The organism is Tepidiforma sp. (assembly GCF_034432735.1).
Lineage (GTDB): Bacteria > Chloroflexota > Dehalococcoidia > Tepidiformales > Tepidiformaceae > Tepidiforma.
Genome location: NZ_DAOUBJ010000037.1, coordinates 1 through 19,002 on the forward strand (window position 1 = coordinate 1; position 19,002 = coordinate 19,002).

At 65.2% G+C, this 19,002-nt stretch carries 20 protein-coding genes, 1 tRNA gene and 1 pseudogene; 5 read left to right on the plus strand and 17 right to left on the minus strand.

Features of this window, described 5'->3' with window-relative positions; translation table 11 throughout:
- Positions 1–285 (minus strand): annotated as a pseudogene (locus VAE53_RS03550) (hypothetical protein); the annotation flags it as partial.
- A gap of 40 nt (positions 286–325) precedes the next feature.
- Positions 326–1,216: a PhzF family phenazine biosynthesis protein gene (locus VAE53_RS03555; RefSeq protein WP_322817990.1), complete on the minus strand. Its 891-nt coding sequence runs from the start codon at positions 1,214–1,216 to the stop codon at positions 326–328.
- A 131-nt stretch (positions 1,217–1,347) separates the two neighbouring features.
- Between VAE53_RS03555 and VAE53_RS03560 the strand changes: the two genes are divergently transcribed.
- Positions 1,348–1,875: a CinA family protein gene (locus VAE53_RS03560; protein WP_322817991.1), complete on the plus strand. Its 528-nt coding sequence runs from the start codon at positions 1,348–1,350 to the stop codon at positions 1,873–1,875.
- Here the strand turns inward: VAE53_RS03560 and VAE53_RS03565 are convergent.
- From VAE53_RS03565 to pyrR, 8 genes are all read right to left on the minus strand, one after another.
- Positions 1,872–2,633 carry a hypothetical protein gene (locus tag VAE53_RS03565; RefSeq protein WP_322817992.1) on the minus strand — a complete coding sequence of 254 codons (762 nt, stop codon included), beginning with the start codon at positions 2,631–2,633 and terminating at the stop codon, positions 1,872–1,874. The two genes, VAE53_RS03560 and VAE53_RS03565, sit on opposite strands and share 4 nt — an antisense overlap.
- Complete coding sequence (gene carB, locus VAE53_RS03570; protein ID WP_369294020.1) at positions 2,623–5,889, minus strand: carbamoyl-phosphate synthase large subunit; 3,267 nt, start codon at positions 5,887–5,889, stop codon at positions 2,623–2,625. The genes VAE53_RS03565 and carB overlap by 11 nt, the downstream gene beginning before the upstream one ends.
- Before the next feature lie 64 nt (positions 5,890–5,953).
- Positions 5,954–6,322 (minus strand): hypothetical protein, encoded by a 369-nt coding sequence (locus VAE53_RS03575; protein ID WP_322817994.1) that lies wholly within the window; start codon positions 6,320–6,322, stop codon positions 5,954–5,956.
- An 82-nt stretch (positions 6,323–6,404) separates the two neighbouring features.
- Positions 6,405–6,854, minus strand: coding sequence for a GNAT family N-acetyltransferase (locus VAE53_RS03580; RefSeq protein WP_322817995.1), 450 nt, complete (start codon positions 6,852–6,854; stop codon positions 6,405–6,407).
- A complete protein-coding gene (gene carA, locus VAE53_RS03585) occupies positions 6,851–7,948 on the minus strand; it encodes a glutamine-hydrolyzing carbamoyl-phosphate synthase small subunit (RefSeq protein ID WP_322817996.1) in 1,098 nt (365 codons plus the stop codon). The genes VAE53_RS03580 and carA overlap by 4 nt, the downstream gene beginning before the upstream one ends.
- Positions 7,941–9,266, minus strand: a complete 1,326-nt coding sequence (locus VAE53_RS03590; protein ID WP_322817997.1) for a dihydroorotase — start codon at positions 9,264–9,266, stop codon at positions 7,941–7,943. The genes carA and VAE53_RS03590 overlap by 8 nt, the downstream gene beginning before the upstream one ends.
- The gene (locus VAE53_RS03595; protein ID WP_369294023.1) at positions 9,263–10,222 is read right to left on the minus strand and encodes an aspartate carbamoyltransferase catalytic subunit; all 960 of its coding nucleotides are present in this window, start codon (positions 10,220–10,222) and stop codon (positions 9,263–9,265) included. The genes VAE53_RS03590 and VAE53_RS03595 overlap by 4 nt, the downstream gene beginning before the upstream one ends.
- Before the next feature lie 13 nt (positions 10,223–10,235).
- Positions 10,236–10,784 (minus strand): bifunctional pyr operon transcriptional regulator/uracil phosphoribosyltransferase PyrR, encoded by a 549-nt coding sequence (gene pyrR, locus VAE53_RS03600; protein ID WP_322817999.1) that lies wholly within the window; start codon positions 10,782–10,784, stop codon positions 10,236–10,238.
- Positions 10,785–11,012: 228 nt separating this feature from the next.
- Here pyrR and VAE53_RS03605 point away from each other — a divergent pair, with 228 nt between their 5' ends.
- A complete protein-coding gene (locus VAE53_RS03605; RefSeq protein WP_322818000.1) occupies positions 11,013–11,621 on the plus strand; it encodes a TetR/AcrR family transcriptional regulator in 609 nt (202 codons plus the stop codon).
- An 85-nt stretch (positions 11,622–11,706) separates the two neighbouring features.
- Positions 11,707–12,108, plus strand: coding sequence for a DnaJ domain-containing protein (locus VAE53_RS03610; protein ID WP_322818001.1), 402 nt, complete (start codon positions 11,707–11,709; stop codon positions 12,106–12,108).
- Between the two features lie 8 nt (positions 12,109–12,116).
- On the opposite strand, the gene VAE53_RS03615 is transcribed toward VAE53_RS03610, so the two are convergent.
- The 6 genes from VAE53_RS03615 to VAE53_RS03640 form a co-directional block, all read right to left on the minus strand.
- Positions 12,117–13,472, minus strand: coding sequence for an ABC1 kinase family protein (locus VAE53_RS03615; protein ID WP_322818002.1), 1,356 nt, complete (start codon positions 13,470–13,472; stop codon positions 12,117–12,119).
- An 86-nt stretch (positions 13,473–13,558) separates the two neighbouring features.
- Positions 13,559–13,870: a hypothetical protein gene (locus tag VAE53_RS03620; RefSeq protein WP_322818003.1), complete on the minus strand. Its 312-nt coding sequence runs from the start codon at positions 13,868–13,870 to the stop codon at positions 13,559–13,561.
- A gap of 76 nt (positions 13,871–13,946) precedes the next feature.
- The gene (locus VAE53_RS03625; RefSeq protein WP_322818004.1) at positions 13,947–14,762 is read right to left on the minus strand and encodes an SDR family oxidoreductase; all 816 of its coding nucleotides are present in this window, start codon (positions 14,760–14,762) and stop codon (positions 13,947–13,949) included.
- Positions 14,763–14,775: 13 nt separating this feature from the next.
- The gene (locus tag VAE53_RS03630) at positions 14,776–15,378 is read right to left on the minus strand and encodes a cob(I)yrinic acid a,c-diamide adenosyltransferase (RefSeq protein WP_322818005.1); all 603 of its coding nucleotides are present in this window, start codon (positions 15,376–15,378) and stop codon (positions 14,776–14,778) included.
- 534 nt (positions 15,379–15,912) lie between these two features.
- A tRNA-Leu gene (locus VAE53_RS03635) sits at positions 15,913–15,996 on the minus strand.
- An 18-nt stretch (positions 15,997–16,014) separates the two neighbouring features.
- On the minus strand, positions 16,015–16,425 hold the full coding sequence (locus VAE53_RS03640) for a Fur family transcriptional regulator (RefSeq protein WP_322818006.1): 411 nt from the start codon (positions 16,423–16,425) through the stop codon (positions 16,015–16,017).
- A 78-nt stretch (positions 16,426–16,503) separates the two neighbouring features.
- On the opposite strand from VAE53_RS03640, the gene VAE53_RS03645 reads away from it, so the two are divergent.
- Entirely contained in the window at positions 16,504–16,959 is a 456-nt protein-coding gene (locus VAE53_RS03645) for a chemotaxis protein CheW (RefSeq protein ID WP_322818007.1), read from the plus strand.
- On the opposite strand, the gene VAE53_RS03650 is transcribed toward VAE53_RS03645, so the two are convergent.
- Positions 16,932–17,939 carry an MBL fold metallo-hydrolase gene (locus VAE53_RS03650; protein ID WP_322818008.1) on the minus strand — a complete coding sequence of 336 codons (1,008 nt, stop codon included), beginning with the start codon at positions 17,937–17,939 and terminating at the stop codon, positions 16,932–16,934. The genes VAE53_RS03645 and VAE53_RS03650 overlap by 28 nt on opposite strands.
- 78 nt (positions 17,940–18,017) lie before the next feature.
- On the opposite strand from VAE53_RS03650, the gene VAE53_RS03655 reads away from it, so the two are divergent.
- The gene (locus VAE53_RS03655) at positions 18,018–19,001 is read left to right on the plus strand and encodes a MoxR family ATPase (protein ID WP_322818009.1); all 984 of its coding nucleotides are present in this window, start codon (positions 18,018–18,020) and stop codon (positions 18,999–19,001) included.
- Position 19,002 lies beyond the last annotated feature (1 nt).

Sequence of the window (19,002 nt, forward strand, 5' to 3'; positions counted from 1 at the left end):
AGGGCCGTGCGGACCTTCACGCACGACAGTCGGCGGGACGAGACTCCAGCCGAATACGCGATCCAGACGGTAGGCAGCCACCTCCCGCCGATAGAGCGTGCCATGGGGAAAATCCCAGAGCGGGGTCTCGCCATCGCGCGGCTTGTAAATCGCGAGCAACTCACCCTCGCCATCGGTAAGCCGAGCGAGGTACACGTAATTCGATGAGTACCAGACCGGTCGACATTCCAGAAACGCCGAACCCTGCAGTCGTCGTTCGACCGCCACGAAATCACCACTATCCATCCGTTCTGAGCCTAGCAGAACACGTGCGGACGAGGCCGTCTCACACGACGATGGAGCCACGCAGGACGGTGACCGCCGTTCCGGCGATCCGGACACCGGTGGGCTCGTCGCCGTCCCCATCCACTTCTACCGTGACCACCCCCGGGCGCCCCATGAGGTGCCCCTGTTCCACCATATAGCGTCGCTCGCGGACCAAGCCGTACTTCCACAGGTAAGCTGCCATCGCCCCCGCAGCGCTCCCGGTTACCGGGTCCTCGGCAATGCCAGCGCTCGCCGCGAAATGTCGAGCGTGCGCCCGGTGCCCCGGTTCGAACGCTTCGAGGCAGAACACGTGCGTACTGAAATAGTGCCCGACCTCCTCCAGGTCGCCGAGGTGTTGAAAATTCGGCCGCAGCCGACGAAGGACCTCGAGCGACCGCACCGGCACCATCGCTTGCGGCGTTCCAGTCGATACCACCTGAACCGGCGAGTCCGAGCAAATGTCCGAGGGCGCGATTCCCAGTGCTTCCGCGATCACGTTCCGGTCGAGCCTGCGGCCAAATTCGGGCCGCGCTTGCGTCATGACCACACGGATGTTCCGCGCCTCGTCCAGGTCGATGTCCACCGGCAACAGCCCGATGTTGAGCTCCTGGGTAACCCGAACCGGACCGCCAGAAAGGTCGATACGCCCCTCCTCGACGAGCGCGTGCATCGTCGCGATCGTCGGGTGGCCGGCCAGCGGGATTTCTTTCGCCGGAGTGAAAAATCTGACACGAAACTTCGCCCTGCGCGAAGGGAACACGAATGCGGTCTCGCTCGCGTTGAGCTCCCGCGCAATCTGCTGCATCTGCTCATCGGATAGCCCGTCGGCTCGGGTGATGACGCCACAGGGATTGCCCGTGTACGGCCGCGTGGTGAACGCGTCGATAATCTTTACCTGATACTCCGGCATGGCCGCAGCATACCAGCCCCGCACGCTGCCGTTCCGAAGTTCGCCTCCGCCAACGTCGAATCAGGCCCTGGCCTCGGTCATGCCAGCCATTGACAATCTCACCGGCCCGCCGGCCGGGCTTGGAGGAAGGCGTGCACATTTCCCAATTTCCGCTCGAACAAGACCATCTCGCCGCCGCGGTTGGCGAACTGCTCGTGCGGCGCGGCGAGAAGCTAGCAGTTTCCGAAACCACCGCAGGGGGGCTCATTAGCGTCCGATTGCTGAGCGTCCCCGGAGCCTCGCGGTGGTACGACGGTGGCATCATCCCCTATGCCGGAGCCCATCGCTGGCAACAGCTCGGCCTCGACGTCGAGATTGCCCGGCAGCACGGCGCCGTGAGCGCAGCTTGGGTAGCGGCCACTGCCGAAGGGCTACGCCGGGCGCTTGGGTGCGCCTGGGCGCTCGCCGAGAGCGGCATCGCTGGGCCGCAAGGCAGCCGACGCTCGCCCAAGCCGGTCGGGTCGGTCGTCATCGCGCTCGCCGGGCCAGCGGGAACCATCACCGAAGAGCACGTCTTCCCCGGTTCCCGAGTCGAGGTGATGGTCCAGATCGCCGAGCGGGCCCTCGCCCTGCTGAAAGAGACCCTCACGGCGACAGCAGAAACGACGGTAACGAGCTAGAAGACATCGAAGAGGCTGAATCGCGGGCCGTCCTTGCAGCAGAGCCGGACACCCCGCCGCGTGAAAACGGCGCATCCGTAGCACATGCCCCAGCCGCACGGCATGTTCTCTTCCATCAGAATCTCCGGCGACTGTCGCCGTCCGTTGCCGCGGAGTCTATCCGCCAATGCCTGGAACATCGCGTTCGGCCCGCAGGCGTAGATACGATTCGCCCATTCCTGATATTTCCCGAGGTGCTCCGTGACGAACCCCCGTGGTCCCGCCGAGCCGTCCTCGGTAACGACGACATACTCGGTCTCCTTCGGCCACTCCGCTGCAGGGAGGAGATGAGCGGCGTCGCGAGCGCCCATCATCGCGACCACATGGTGCCCCGCTTCAATCGCGCGAAAGGCAGTTTCCACGAGCGGCGCCACGCCGACTCCTCCTCCGATGAGGAGGACGTTCGCCGGTGCCGATGGCAGGCGAAACCCCCGGCCAAGCGGTCCGTACGCTCGAACAGCGGTACCCGGTGGCTGCTCGCTCAGCCAACGGGTACCGCGGCCCACGACCGCATAGCAGAGCGCGAATCGGTCCCCGTCGACCCGGTAATAGCTGAATGCGCGCGCGAACATGGGATCCATGTGCTCGTGCGAGCAATGGACCATCACGAATTGCCCCGGCTCCACCCGACGAGCGAGAGCCGGCGAATGAAACCAGGTAATGAACGCCCCTTCCCAAGCCGGCCGCGTCTCGAGAATGATAGCGTCGTCAATCTCCACCGAGGTACTCCCTCACCGTCGCAACGTCGTAGGCTGCGGGCCGGGCAAGCGCCTGAATGGCTGCCCGGGCGGTATCGATCGACGTGAAGCACGGGATTCGACGTTCGGCCGCCGCTCGCCGAATGTGAAATCCGTCTCTCAAGGAGCCGGTCATCCGGCCTTCCGGCGTATTGATCACGCACTGCACGGTGCCGTCCATGATGACATCGACGACGTTCGGATGGCCGCCACTCAGAACCTTCGTGACCGTCTCGACCGGGAGCCCCAGCGCCTGGATCATCCGGGCTGTGCCCTCCGTCGCGTAGAGGCGGTATCCGGCCTCGGCGAGTTGGTGCACGAGTGGAAGCGCATCGGCCTTGGTGCGGTCCGAAATGCTGAGCAGAATCGACGCCTTCGACGGCAATGCGAGGTCCGCCGCAATGAGCGCTTTCGCCAGCGCAGCCTCGAAGGTCCGGTCGACCCCCATCACCTCTCCCGTGCTCTTCATCTCAGGGCCCAAGTAGGTATCGACGCCCTTGAGCTTCGACATCGAGAACACCGGGGCCTTGACTGCGTACAGGCGCCGCTCCGGCCAGAGGCCATCCGGATAACCTTGCTCGCGCAGCTTCCTTCCGAGCATCGCGCCAACCGCGAGCTGCACCATCGGCACACCGGTCACCTTCGAGAGAAACGGCACGGTTCGACTCGCGCGTGGATTCACCTCGAGGACGAACACGCGCGGGCCCTCGTGCGGTCGGCGCGGGAGCACGACGTATTGGATGTTGGTCAAGCCGATCGCGCCCATGCCCAGCACGATACGACGGGTGTAATCGACGATGACTGCCTTTTCCTCATCGTCGAGGTGGACCGGCGGGTAGACCGCCATCGAATCCCCTGAGTGCACGCCCGCCCGCTCGATATGTTCCATGATGCCCGGAATGAGCACCTGCTCGCCGTCGCAGATGGCGTCCACCTCCACTTCGGCACCTTCGAGGAACTTGTCGATGAGAATTGGCTTTCCGCCCGCAACCTCGGCGGCAGCGCCGACGAAGGTCACCAGCTCGGTCGCGTTCTGAACGATCTCCATGGCCCGCCCGCCGAGCACGTACGACGGCCGCACGAGAACCGGGTAGCCTATCTGCTGCGCCGTCTTCATCGCTTCTTCCAGCGTCAAGATCGCGGCTCCAGGCGGCTGCGGAATACCTCGCTCCTGGAGAAACCGCTCGAACCGGCGGCGGTCCTCCGCAATGTCGATCGCCTCGGCGTCCGAGCCGATGATCGGGAGCCCCGCCCGCCGGAGCGGGCCCGCGATGTTGATCGCGGTCTGTCCGCCAAACTGGACGATGCTCGGCGGACTCCCATGCGCGCCGGCCCCCTCGTTTTCGATGATGTCGCGAATCGATTCTTCGTCCAGCGGCTCGAAATACAGCCGGTCGGACGTGTCGAAATCGGTCGAAACCGTCTCCGGGTTCGAGTTCACCATGATGGCGCGCAGCCCCGCGCTCTGCAGCGCCCAAGCGGCATGGACGCTCGCGTAGTCGAACTCGATGCCCTGCCCGATGCGGATCGGACCGCTCCCGACGACAACGGCTCCGCGCCCCTCCTCAGGCGTCGCCTCGTTCTCGTATTCGTAGGTGCTGTAAAAATAGGGTGTCTCGGCGTCGAACTCCGCCGCGCAGGTATCCACCATCTTGTAGACCGGCCGGATATTCCACTCGTGGCGGAGCGCCCGGATCTGTTCGGGCAGCCGGTCCGCAAGTTGCGCGACCATCTCGTCGCTGAAGCCCATCCGCTTCGCTTCACGCAGCAGGTCGGGGTGGAGCGGCTCCTCCAACAGCCGCCGTTCCATCCGCACAATGTTCTGCAGGCGCTCCAGGAACCACGGGTCGACGCCATGCGACCGCCGCGAGAGCGTGACGATGTCTTCGCCCCGGCGAAGGGCCGCGATCAGCGCCCAGAGCCGCTCGTCCGTTGCGTGGACGGGCACCTCCGCCATCTCCCGCCACTCCGGCCGCTCCCAGAGCAGACTGCGCCCGCCGACCTCCAGCGAGCGGACCGCCTTGTTGAGGGCTGCCTCGAAGGTACGGTCGATCGCCATCACTTCGCCCGTCGCCTTCATCTGCGTGCCCAGGGTCCGGTCGCCAAGGGCGAACTTGTCGAACGGCCATCGGGGAATCTTCACTACCACGTAGTCGAGCGCCGGCTCGAACGCAGCCGTGGTCTTTTTCGTCACCGCGTTCGGAATCTCATCCAGGGTTCGGCCGCAGGCGATCTTGGCCGCGACGCGCGCGATCGGGTATCCCGTCGCCTTCGATGCGAGCGCTGAAGACCGGCTGACGCGTGGATTGACCTCGATAACGTAGTAGGGCAGCGGTTCGTCCGGATCGCCCCGCCAGTCGGTGACATCCTTCCTGGGGGCCAGCGAGAACTGGACGTTGCAGCCCCCTTCGATGCCCAGCTCCGAAATGATCCGCAAGGCCGCGGAACGGAGCATCTGGTAATCCTTGTCGCTCAGTGTCTGCGATGGTGCGACCACGATAGAGTCGCCCGTGTGGACGCCCATCGGGTCCATGTTTTCCATATTGCATATGGTGATGCAGTTGCCGGCGCTGTCACGCATCACCTCGTACTCGATCTCTTTCCAGCCAAGGAGGTTCTTCTCGACGAGGACCTGCGTGATCGGGCTGGCGGCCAGCCCCGACGCCGCGACGCTCCGGAGCTGCTCCATCGAGAAGGCCATGCCACCACCGGTGCCGCCCAGCGTGTAGGCAGGCCGCACGACCACGGGCAGGCCGATGCGCTCGGCCGCCCTCTCGCACTCGGCCACCGTGTGGCAAATCTCGCTCTCGAGAACCGGCTCCCCGAGCTTCGCCAGCATCTCGCGGAAGAGTTCGCGGTCCTCCGCCCGACGTATCGCGTCGAGCGGAGTGCCCAGCAGGCGCACGTTGTACTTTTCGAGAATGCCGGCCTTCGAGAGCTCGACGGCGAGGTTGAGGCCTGTCTGGCCCCCCAGCGTCGGCAAAAGCCCCTCCGGTCGTTCGCGCGCAATAATTCGCTCCAGTACGGGAACGGTCAGCGGCTCGATGTAAACGGCATCGGCGATATCGAGGTCCGTCATGATCGTCGCCGGATTCGAGTTCACGAGGATGCTGCGCACGCCCTCCTCGCGCACCGCCTTGCAAGCCTGCGTTCCGGCATAGTCGAACTCCGCGGCCTGGCCGATGACGATCGGCCCGGACCCGATGATGAGCACGCTCGATGGTTTCACGGATGGCATCTCCGGAGAGGTTCGATGTGGGTAGCGGCCATCGATGCTGAAGCCGGGATTCTCGACGGCTGCCTCATCGTCGTAGTCCGCTTCGGAGAACCCGGCGAACGGGCAGCGGCACGAACAGGAACAGCGCGAACGGCAGTAGCAACAGTTCCACCCGTGCCTCGAGGATGAGCAAGGCCTCGAACGCGCCGACCACGGCGCCCAGCAAGACCGGTACCGTCGAATGGGCCCCCGCATCGGGCGCGCCGCTGACAAGCATCGCGCCAATCAGCATTCCGCAAATGCTCGCGATGGCGAGCGAAGCCGCGAACAGCCGCGCGAGACCGGCGCCGGCATCTCCAGCCGCGAACCCGGGCCCGCCGAAGCTGATAGCCGTAAAGACTCCAGCCATCACGAACATGCCAGCAGCGAGCGCGAAGGCGAAGTCAGCTACCACGGATACCTGTCGCCTGGGCCGAATAGGCGCGTTGTTCCGCCGGCGGGTCGTCATCGTCGGGTTACCTGCCATGGACCCCATCTCAGAGCGGTAACTCGAACCGCATGTTGGGGTTCCGTAGCGGAACCATCGCGCCGATGCTCGAGAGGAAGCTCAGTGCAGGTTCGTTCCCCTCCGGCAGCCGGCCGCGGATGCGCCGGTAGCCGCGTTGACGTGCGAATTCGAGAATCGCCTCGGCGAGGTCGGTCGCGATTCCGCGCCGCCGGTACTCCGCGAGCACCCACACGCCCAGCAGCCCAGTCCCCGGGTCCGCCGTGTCGAAATCGAGCGCCCCGAAAGCGACGGGGATGCTGCCATCGTAGGCCACGAAAAGCGCTCCGTCGTCGCCAAGGCGGCGAAGCCATGCCTCGATCCGGCTCGCATCGAACGGCCCCTCCAGGCCGACATTCTCGTTTCCCATACCCCGCAGAATGGCCGCGATGCCCTCCGCATCGGCGGCGCTGGCCCGTCGAATCTCCGTGGCACGGGTCATCGGCCCCCTCCTTTCGTTGTCGCCATCAGGTCGATGAAGCGGTCGAAAATGTATTCGTTGTCGAGCGGCCCCGGACACGCCTCACTGTGATACTGAATCGTCATCAGCGGATCCCGTCGCGAGGCGATGCCTTCGACCGTTCCATCGTTGAGGTTGATGTGGCTCACGTACGCCGCGGCATCCAGGTGGTCTGGGTCGACGGCGTACCCATGATTTTGTGCCGTGATGGTCACCCGGCCCGAAACGAGGTCCTTCACCGGGTGGTTCCCGCCCCGGTGGCCGAACGGCAGCTTGAATGTTCCCGCACCGAGAGCACGCGCCGCCACCTGATGGCCGAGGCAGATACCGAAAACCGGAACGCGTCCGATCAGCTGTCTCACCTCACGGACCATCCGATCCAAGAGTCGCGGATCACCCGGCCCGGGCGAAAGACAAACCCCGTCGGGATGAACGGCCAGAATGTCGGCCGCCGGCGTACCGGCGGGAAACACCCGAACCGAACAGCCCCGTTTTTCGAGCAACCGCATGATATTTCGTTTCACCCCACCATCGAGCAGCGCCACGCGGTAGCGACCTTCGCCAAGGGGGACCGACCAGTCGTAGACCCGGTCGGTGGTGACCGAAGCCACCCAGTCGATGTCGTCGTACACAGGCAGGTCGCGCACCCGCGCCAGCGCCTGCTCCGGAGACTCGTGGGTCGTGATCGTTCCTAGCATCACACCTTGACGGCGGATCCGCCTGGTCACGGCGCGGGTGTCCACGCCCTCGATAGCCACCACCCCGCGTGCCTCGAGGTACTCGCGCAACGTCTGATGTGACCGGAGGTGGCTTGGCTGGTCGGTGGCCTGACGGACAATCAGGCCCCTCGGCTGAATACGGGCTGATTCTTCGACCCGTTCGTCTATCCCGTAGTTGCCGATCAGCGGGTACGTCAGCACCAGGAGCTGCCCGGCGTACGACGGATCGGTCAGCATCTCCTGGTACCCAGTCATCGACGTGTTGAACACAACCTCGCCATCCGCGTGTCCGAGCGCCCCCACAGCCCTCCCGGGGTACGCCGTTCCGTCAGCGAGGACGAGCCAGGCATCAGCCATTCACCACCTCCCGCTCCCATGCGATCGTTCCACCGAAAACGACGGCACGCACCGCGCCCGTCAGGCGTTGTCCGCCGAGCGGTGTGTTTCTTCCTTTCGAGCACCACGAAGTAGGATCGACTACCACCGTCGCCCGTGGATCGAGCACGACAATGTCTCGCGCTTCGCCCGGCGCGAGGGTGCCCAGTCCTCGTACCCGCTCCGCGAGGCGGAAGCACGCTGCCGGTCCCGACGTGAGCGCCTCGACCATCCGTTCGACCCGAAGCTCGCCGCGCGACGCCAGGGTCAGCAACGTCGACACCGCCGATTCGAAACAGCTGATGCCGAAGGCCGCCTCTTCGAACTCGACGAGCTTGTCCTCGACCGCGTGAGGCGCGTGATCGGTTGCGATCGCATCGATAATCCCCTCGTCGAGGGCGCGCAGCAGCGCGCGCCGATCCGATTCCGTCCGCAACGGTGGGTTGACCTTGGCGTTCGTGTCGTAGGAAGGCTCCGAGCCCGTCCCGGCGACGGCGTCCTCGGTCAGAAACAGATGGCTAGGGGTGACCTCGCAGGTCACCCGAACGCCGCTGCGCTTCGCCTGTGCGATGAGGTCCACGCCCCGCGCCGTGGAAACGTGGGCGATGTGAAGCCGAGCGCCCGTGAGAGCAGCGAGTTCGATATTGCGGGCGATGGCGGCAGCTTCAGCTGCCGAAGGCTGCCCGGTGAGCCCCAACCTCTCGCTCACCGCCCCCTCGTTCATCGCGCCGTTCGTGTGCATCTCGGGACTGTCGCAGTGCTCGGAAAGGGGAACGCCGAGTGCATTCGCGAGGGCAAGCGCGTTCCGCATGAGCCGCGGGTCCGCCACGGGACTCCCGTCGTCGCTGAAGGCGACGACCCCGCGCTGCGCGAGCTCGGCCAGCTCGGCAAGCTCTCTCCCCTCGCGCCCCCGGGTGACACACCCGATCTGGAAGATGCGTACACGCCCGTACCGAGCGTAGAGTTCGAGAATGCTCTCGAGCACCGGCCCGCAGTCGGGCGCAGGTCTCGTGTTGGGCATCGCGCAAACCGTGGTGAATCCGCCCCGAAGCGCAGCGGCCGTTTCCGTCGCCACGGTGCCTTTCTGCTCGAAGCCCGGCTCCCGCAAATGCGCATGGAGGTCGATGAAGCCCGGGGCCACGATACACCCATCGGCTTCCACCACACGTGCACCGGTCACCTCCAGCCCCGCACGAACGTCCGCGACAACCCCGTCCGCTACGAGCACGTCCACCACCGCGTCGAGCCTCCGCGCGGGATCGATGACCCTGCCGCCCCTGATGAGAATGCGTTCGCTCAACGTCGGCTCCTCGCTGCGATGAGGTAGAGGAGGGCCATCCGAATGGCCACCCCATTCGCGACTTGTTCCTCCACCAGTGACTGCGCCCCGTGAGCGACATCGGGCGCTACCTCGATCCCCTCGTTCATCGGGCCGGGGTGCATCAGCAGCGCGCCCGGCCGTGCCCGCCCCATCCTCGCCGCATTGACCTGGTACCCCGAGATGTACTCTCGGAGCGAAGGGATCAGGCCACGCTGCTGGCGCTCCTTTTGCATCCGAAGCGCCATGACGACGTCGGCACCTTCGACCGCCCGGTCCAAATCGGTCGTGAGCGCGCAACGGTTCTCTCCGAGCTGCGGAACGTAGCTCCGAGGCAACAGCGTCGCCGGTCCACAGAGAATGACCTCTGCCCCGTACCGAAGCAGAGTCCACGCGTTCGAACGAGCGACCCGCGAGTGGAGAATGTCGCCCACGATGACTACCTTCCGCCCCTCGAGCGAGCCGAGGTGCTCGACCATCGTGAACAAGTCCAAGAGGGCCTGCGTCGGATGCGCGTGTGTGCCGTCGCCGCCGTTGATCACCGCAGCGCCCGTGTTCCGCGCCGCGAGGTAGGGGGCTCCCGACCGAGGATGGCGCATCACGATGACGTCCGCGCCGATCGCTTCGAGGGTCCGAACCGTGTCGATGAGCGTCTCCCCCTTCTCGACCGACGACCCGGCGGCCGTGAGGTTCACGACGTCGGCGCCCAGCGCCTTGGCTGCAACCTCGAAGCTGGCCCGCGTGCGGGTGCTCTGTTCGTAAAACAGTGTCGCAACGGTCACACCGCGCAGCGTCGACACCTTCGACACCGGCCTCGAACGGATCTCTCGCATGCCGCGAGCCGTCTCGAGGATGAGGTCGATCTCCTCTCGGGAGAGCGTGTCAGTGTCGAGCAGGTCCTTTCGAGTCCAAGTGGTTGCGAGAGAAGGCTCCGCCACGGGACTGCGCGCGTCAGGCACTGGCCGCCTCCTCGCCGTAGACATACACCGCATCTTCGCCATCGACCTCCGAGAGGCGCACCCGAACTCGCTGGACGAGGGCAGTTGGGATGTTCTTCCCAACGAAATCCGGCCGGATGGGTAGCTCACGATGCCCACGGTCGACCAGTACGCAGAGGCGAACCCGTGCCGGCCTTCCAAAATCGAGCAGCGCATCCAAAGCAGCCCGAACCGACCTACCCGTGAACAGCACGTCGTCGACCAACACCACGGTTTTTCCGTCGATCGGGACCGGGATGTCCGACGGCCGGACCGGGGGTGGCGAGGGGCGGCGCACGACATCGTCGCGGTAGAGACCGATGTCGAGGGCCCCTACTGGTACCTCGACACCCTCGAACTCCCGAATGGCGGCGGCAAGCCGCTGCGCGAGCGGAAACCCCCGGGATAGCAAGCCAACCAGCACGAGGTCGTCCGTTCCGCGGTTACTCTCGACGATCTCGTGCCCTAGGCGCCGGACCGTGCGCGCGATCTCCTCAGGGCCGAGGTATCGGGTTGGACTCACGAAAAACGCCTCCCCCAAGCTCCGGAGAAGGCGCACACGAACATGAACGACCTGCCGGCCATGCCGGCACCTCCTCCCTTGGCGGCCTCACGGGACCACCTTAAAGGGTCCCGCTCAGCATACACCGCGCACCGCCACGGTGCCAGCCCACCATCCATGACCCGTTCCGGAGTCAGCCGTATACTCCAGGTACCCGCACCGCCTGAATCCGACGATCGGAGCTCTTGCGTGTCATCGCCCTCGGGCACAGAGCAGACGAAGGAGTCCGACGTTCGCGATCGAATCTTCGCGAGCGCGCTGCGGCATTTCTCGCAAAAGGGCTACGCCGCGACGTCCCTCCGTGAGGTCTCGGAGGACGCTGGTACCACCAAGCCGATGATCTATTACTACTTCGGCTCGAAAGAGGGCCTCTACGCTGGCATCGTCCGGCAGATCCTCGAGGAGATGGCGGACACGATTCGTGCCCAGCTACCCGCCGAGGCCCCGGTCGAAGAACAGGTGCTCGCGTACTGCGAGCGATACCTCGACTACTTCCTCCAACAGGAGGAGATCATCGCCCTCGTTCTGCGGGAAGTGTTCGGGCTCGGCGGCGTCCCCATGGCCGAATTCGCGCAGGCGCTCGGTGAACGCGTCCGCCTACCCCTCGACGAAATCCTCGCCCGCGGCATGGCCTCGGGTGTGCTTCGCACAGATTCCGTACCAATCTGTGCGACCGCCATCACCGGCATTCTCAACATGTTCATCCTGGCCCACGTCTTCGGTGGCGCACCCATCGACCGAGAGACCCCCCTCAGGCAGGTGCGCTACTACATCGCAGGGCTCGCCTGCCTTTCCTGAGCCTTGTCGTGCGAATCGGCGCCAAAAGGCCGGAGCCTCATCTTTTGGCCCGGGCTGCCGTTTTATCTCTTTAGAGAGGCATGCCGTGGCCGAATCCCGCTTGGTCGACTACTACTCGATCCTCAACCTGCCCCCAAAAGCCGACCTTGCTGGCATCGAGGCAGCCTACGCGCGACTCTCGGACGACCTGATGCGTCAAGCCGAGTACGATGACTCGGCGCGTGAAGCCATGCAGCGGCTCAACGAAGCCTACGCGGTGCTTTCGAAACCGGACCTCCGCCGGGAGTACGACCGCGCATTCTTTCGAGCGGAGCTCGAACGACTCGAGCGGGAAACTCGCGCGATAGAAAGGCGTCGAGCCATTGCCAGCAGCGTCCTCGTTGGCGCACTCGGGCTCGTCGTCGCGGTCCAGGCGGCTGCATTGCTCTACCTCGGGTGGGACAGCGCCACCGGGCTCTTCCGCGCCATTGCCGACTGGCTGATGTAGCGCTGCCGTTATCCCGCGGCTTCGCCCGTCCCCCGCTCTGTCAGCAGGCGTGCCTGTTCCTCGGCGTAGGGAGTGATCGTCTCGAACATGTTGACCTGGCTTTCGAGCCGCTTCTGCAACCCGCTCATCAGTCCGAGCACACGGAAGATCAGCAAAATGTCGCCGGGGATCTCCGTCACTGGGTTGGCATTAAGGATTCGCGCGAGCCGCTCGTTGACCTCCGGCATAACGTCGGCGTCCATGTACGGCTTTTGGTCGGGTCCGGTAGCCTCGAAGAACGACCTCCCGAGCGCGATGAGCGATTGCGGGTCTTCGGATTTCGTTCTGAAGCCGATTGCACGGAACGCCGCCACCATCTCGGCATCGTCCTGGCGCAACATTGCCACCACCAGCCGCGCATAGTTGAGACGGAAGGATTCGGGCAGCTCTTTCGATAGCCCAAAGTCGAGGAAGACCACCACAGGCCCAGGCAGAACGAGGAGGTTGCCGGGGTGAGGGTCGGCGTGGAAATACCCATGAACCAGGATCTGCTCGCAGTACGCCTCGGTCATGATCAGGGCGACCTGGTTGGGGTCGATCCCTTGCGCGAGCAGGGCGGGGATGTCGGAGATCTTGGTCCCCTCGATAAATTCCGTGGTCAGGACACGCCGGGCCGTGTATTCCCAATACACCCTCGGGATACGGATATCCCTCCGGTGGGCCAAGTCCCGCGCGACACGCTCCGAGCTTTTCCCTTCGAGGATGAAGTCCAGCTCTAACGGTATCTGCCGGTTCAGCTCGTCCATGATGACCCGGAAATCGAAGTTCGGCTCGATGCGGGCCAAGATGCGGACGAGGATCGAGATATTCCGCAGGTCGGTTTCCAGCACGCGGTCAATCCCCGGGTACTGCACCTTCACGGCCACGTCGTGACCGTCGCGCGTCCGCGCTCGGTGCACTTGAGCAAGCGAGGCCGACGCGATAGGCCGACGGCTGAACTCGGCGAAAATGACATCGGGGTGATTGCCTAGCTCCCGACGTACTTGCTCGGCCACCTCACGGAAAGGCCGGGCCGGCACCCTATCCTGCAGGCGACTGAGCACGGCAATGTACTCCGGCGGGGCGACGTCCGCGCGGCTGGAGATGAACTGACAGGTCTTGATGAGCAGCCCTTCCATCCTCGTCGCGAGCCCGTAGACCCTTCGAGCTGCTCGCAGATGGGTCTGGGAAAGCCGCCGTGCCCGCACTTCGGGGTCGCGGGCTGGGAATTTCTGGAGCCGCTTGTAGCTGAGGTAAATGACGACGAACGCCCAGCCCACCTCGACAAAGCGTCGGATTCGTTGCGGCCAGGGAAGCGGGCGAGCGCCAGTCAACGTGCGTGCCATCGCTTCCAACGGTAGCAGGCCACATTGGCACGACGAAGAAAGGCCGCCCACGATTGGGCGGCCCCGAGTTCATTCAGGGCTGGCCGTCAAGCCTTCAGCGAAATGCCGTCGACCTTCCACGAACCCGCGACGTCCTTCCAGCGGGTCGCGATGGTGCGCGCGCCCGCGTCAGAGGCCATCACGATGTCGACGAGGTGGTCTTCCCCATCCTGGCCTTGAAGCTCGACGGTCACCGTCGGTGTACCTGTCGGCTGCGGGCCGCCAGCTGCCTGCATCTGCGATTGGAGGGCCATGGCCTGCCCCATACCATTCGGGGTGAACGCCATCATGAGGCCCGCGATGTTCTGGTTGACCAGGTCCTTCGCGAACTGTTCGGCCGCTTCCTTCAGATCCGCCATTCATTGCTCCTTGTTTCCCGGCCGGTAGGTATCGTGGTTGCCGGGAAGGCTTAGCGTAGGGAGCTGGCGCACCGTGTCAAGCGTCACCCCTCGCGGAGGGGTTTTCGGCTGCGAACAGTGGCCGGAACTGATGGAGCAGGTCGGGCCCTTGGCGCAGATGGTGGCCGCCATCGTCGGCCAGCGTTACGCCCGTAATCCAGCTCGCCTCGTCGCTGAGCAAAAACGCCACGGCCGCCGCAATGTCGTCCGTCGTGCCCAAGCGGTTCAACGGCATCCTTCGCAGGTATTCGGCAACGGTCTCGTCGTTAGCCAGCAGCCCCGATGCCAAATCCGTTGGCACGAGACCGGGAGCGACGGCATTCACCCGAATGCCGAACTCGCCCAGGTCGTCGGCAGCACAGCGCGTGAGCATGTCGAGCGCTGCCTTCGAAACACAGTACGCGGTCATCCAGCGATGGGTATGGGTACCGGCAATCGAGCTGATGTTCACGATGCTGCCGCCACCGGCCGCAGCCATCAGACGTGCCTCCTGCTGCATCACCCGGTACACACCCGTCAGGTTCGTATCGACGACCCTCACGAACTCACCGACCGGACCGTTGAGCACGCTCCCGACCGTTCCCGTGCCGGCGGCGTTCACCGCCAGGTCGAGCCTTCCGAAACGGTGCGTTACCCACGAGAACGCCCGACCCACGGATGCGTCATCCTGGACGTCGCACGGAACAAAGGATGCGCTCGGGCCGAGCTTCTCGGCTGCGTCGTGGAGCACGCCTTCCCTCCGTCCCGCCAGGATGACCCGGCCGCCGCCTTCGACGATTGCGCGGGCACAGGCAAAACCAATCCCTGTGCCACCTCCGGTCACAAATCCGACTTTTCCATCGAATCGAGGCATGCCGGGCTCCGGGTCAATATTTCCGACTATCCCAGGTGATATCGCCGATCCCCGCCAGGCGGGCCTGGTATCGGGCGGCCACGAACAGGAGATCCGAGAGCCGATTCAAAAACGGCACGACTTGCGCGCCGATTGGCTCCTCGCGGGAGAGGGCCACCACGGCACGCTCCGCCCGGCGGCAGACGGTGCGGGCCACGTGCAGCTGCGCCGCAGCCAGATCCCCGCCCGGCAAGATAAAGCTCGTGAGCGGCTCCAACTCGCCGTTCCATTCATCGATCCAGGCCTCGAGCTGCTCGACGTGACGCGGCTCGATACGGGGAACCGGGAGCCGTTCCTTGTCCTCCTCGAGGATGCAAAGGTCCGAGCCGAGGTTGAACAACACCTGCTGAATGACGTGAAAACGCTCACGCATCGACTCATGAAGCCCGGCGGCCACGGCTACGCCGATCACGCTGTTCAGCTCGTCGACGGTCCCGTAGGCCTCGATCCGCAGGCTTTCCTTGGGGACGCGCTGCCCCCCGCCAAGCGCGGTTTCGCCAGAGTCGCCCGCCCGAGTGTATACGCGATTGATTCGAACCATAGCATCGTCCCGCGGCTTTTTCGGAGCCAGCCGCATGGCAGAATGATCAGCGAAACGCACCAGCGGGGGTCCCGATGACGAACAACGAGCCGCGGCGCTGCATCCGCTGCCATGCAGTCTACACGTCACCGCCGCACATCATGGCGGGCCGGTCGTACTGCTGCGCTAGCTGCTCCGTTGGTTCCGCTTGTGAGCACCAAGGTGTCCGAAGGCCGGTCGAGGTCCGCCGCTTCGACACCATGTTCGAGCCATTCCGCCGCGTTGCTCATTCGGCCACCCCCTACGAGCGGGACGTCGAGCCCCAACCCGAAGGCTGAGCTGAGCAAGGCATGTCCATTTGCCACGAAGCGGCCCCGAACATTTGAGGCATCACCTCCCAGGAGAACGCACCCGCGCCAACCGCTGGTTCTACGAATCGCCTTCGAGCGGCCGGCGCCGTACCCGTGACGGTGCTCGAACCACCGGCCAGGTAGGTCGCAAATCCGCGCCCGCCCGCGCCAGGTTTCTGCGCGGTGCCTCGCCTCCCCAAGCCGAGGCGAGCCGCCAACCGATGCGAACACCCTGGTGCGATGGTGCCGGGGGAGGGATTCGAACCCACACGCCTCGCGGCCGCCGGGTTTAAGCCGGCTGCGTCTGCCATTCCGCCACCCCGGCGAGGTACGCGCCGCTATCCTAACGCGCGCACTGCCCGCAAACGCCGTAAAGCTCGACCGCGTGGCTTTCGAGGGTGAAGCCGTGCGCGCGTGCCTGCTCCTGGATGCGGGCGTCCAGCTCCAGGTCGGTGAATTCCGTGAATCGCCCGCACGCGCGGCAGACCAAGTGATGATGATGCTCGCCCTCGCTGAGCTGATACCGCACGCCCCCGTCTTCGAGCGGGACCCGACACAGCAGGTCAAGCTCGTGAAGGAGCTTCACGGTCCGAAACACCGTCGCGCGGCCGACTCCCGGAAGCGTTTCCAGCAGTTCCTCCACGGTGAACGGCGACCCGGCAGATTCGATAGCCTGCAGGACCGCCCGGCGCGGAGCAGTGGAACGAAACCCGATGGCATCGAGGCGAGCATTCGCTACTTCGGTAAAGCTCACGTGACAATGCTAGCAAACAGCCCCATTGCGGCTCCACGAGCGCCTTCGCCGGCCGATAACCCGGACGAGGTGATCTCGATGAACGCCACAGAGCTCCCACGCGAACCCGTCCAGTGCGTCATCTTTCGCGCCGGCGGCTGTCGCCACGCACTCCCCATCGAGGCCGTTCGCGAAATCCTGATGCCAGGCAGCCTAACCCCCGCGCCCGGCGCTCCTCCTGGCGTTCTCGGCCTCATGCAGGTTCGGGGCGCGGCCCTCCCCGTCATCGACCTCGCCCGTCGGCTCGACCTCGGTCGCGCGGAGCCAACGCCTGACCGGCGACTCGTGGTGGTCGTCGCTCGGGGCGAGACGGCCGCCCTGCTCGTTGACGACGTCGACGAAGTGGTCACGGTCCCGCCAGCCGATTTCGAACTGGTGCACCTCCCCGGCGGAAGCGCCCACCTCGTCCTCAAACGTCATGATGCACTCGTCGGCTGGCTCGATCCTGCGGCGACCATCGCCGCTGACTACGAGAACGAGGTGCTGGCAGCCTGAGTGAGCCGCCAGCGACCGTCCTCGTAGGCGACCAGGCCGCGAAACTCCAAAACGTCGATTAGGCCCTGCACCGTCGCGAGGATCTGCCAAAAGCGGCGTCGCACGGCGCGGGGGTACAGTCGCTCCGCCAGTTCGTACAAGCTCGAGCCTGCAGCATCCCGCAGGGCCCCGACGGCCCGATTCAGACGCTGCTCCGCTTGTTCCAGGTTGGCCTCGATCACCGCGACCACATCTCCGAATGGTTCACCATGACCCGGAAAACAGCGAGTGGGCTGGAGAGCCTGCAGGCTCCGAAGCGCGCCAAGGAAGGCCGGAAAGCTTCGAAATCTCCAATCGCTCGCCGGACCGTGACCGTGGTGCCCTTGCAGCGCTGGCGTCGGCGTAATCCCCGGGAGGAGCTGGTCGCCAGAGAACAGCCAGCCCTCCGAAGGGACCCAAACGACGGCATTGCCGGGCGTGTGCCCGGGCAGGTGCAGCAACTCAAGCCCTCCAACATCGACGTCGTCGAGCGCAAGTCGGGGTAGGAACGGACGATATAGCAGACCGGTCGGCCAGCGGCGGTCTCGGCCCGCCGGCGGATGCCGTTGCGCTGTCCGAGCTGCAACGCTCCACGCCCGCCGCGATTCGATAGCGGCTGCGGCGCTCGCAGCCACATCCGGCGGCGCGCCGGATGCGAGCGCCAGCTGCTTCAAAGCGGCAAACTCAGCCTCCGAGGGGGCCTCTCCAGTGGCGAACGGCCAGTCCAGCGGATGGAGGGCGACCGGTAGCCCCTGCTCCTGCCACCATGCTCCGAGGCCGGCGTGATCCAGGTGCCCGTGGGTGGCGATCACCACGTCGGGAGACGTGCCGCGGAGCGATTCCGTGAGCAAATCGCGAGCACCCTCGAAATCCGGCCCCGGATCGATCAACACTCGGGTGCCGTCGAGTTCGAGCAGGTAGACGGTATTGTCCCCCAGCGAAACAGCTCGGACCGAACGCATAATCCCTCAGTCTACGGGCGCCTGGTCCGTTATCGGAATTCGCCCGCCATGGGCATTTCCCGGTACCATCCCGCAACCATGAACGACGGAGAAACCCGTGGACGGCTCGCCCCTCGGGATGTGGAGCGCATCCGTGATGCAGCGGAGCGGCTTCGTGAGAACGTCGAGCGAGTCATCGTCGGGCACAGGGACGTCGTAGACCTCGTGTTGGTCGCTCTGCTGTGCGAAGGACACATCCTGCTCGAGGACGTCCCGGGCACGGGAAAGACGACGCTCGCAAAGGCAATCGCGCGCTCGCTCGACTGCTCGTTCCGTCGCATTCAGTTCACGCCCGACCTGATGCCCTCCGATATCACGGGAATCACGTACTACAACCAAAAGCTCGGAGAGTTCGTCTTTCGCGAAGGGCCACTCCTCGCGCAAGTGATCCTTGCCGATGAGATCAATCGCGCGACGCCCAGGACACAGGCAGCGCTCCTCGAGGCGATGGAAGAGCGGCAACTGACCGTCGAGGGGACGACGGTGCGTATGCCGGCCCCGTTCATCGTCATTGCCACGCAGAACCCCGTCGAACTCGAGGGCACGTTCCCCCTTCCGGAGGCACAACTCGACCGCTTCCTCTTGCGGTTGCGCATTGGCTACCCCAGCGAAGACGACGAGGACCGAATCCTCCAGCGATTCGAATCAGCGAACCCCTTGGAAGCGCTCCAGCCGGTGATCGCGGCTCCCACGCTTCTCGAGCTGGCCGCGAGTTTGCGCCACCTCTACGTCGCGCCGGGAGTTCGCCGCTACATCGTGCGGCTCGTTCAGGCCACCCGCGCCGAGCCCGCGTTCGAGCTTGGAGGTAGTCCGCGAGCCACTCTCGCCTTGTTTCGAGCCGCGCGCGCTAGGGCGGCCATCGAAGGTCGCGACTTTGTCCTTCCCGATGACGCCAAGGCCCTCGTGCCGCAGGTCCTCGGCCACCGCGTCATTCTGTCCACGCAGGCGCGATTGCGGGGTCGCGACGCCGAAGCATTGCTCGCAGAGGTCGTCGAACGCGTCCCCGCGCCGGTGGAGGGCTGAT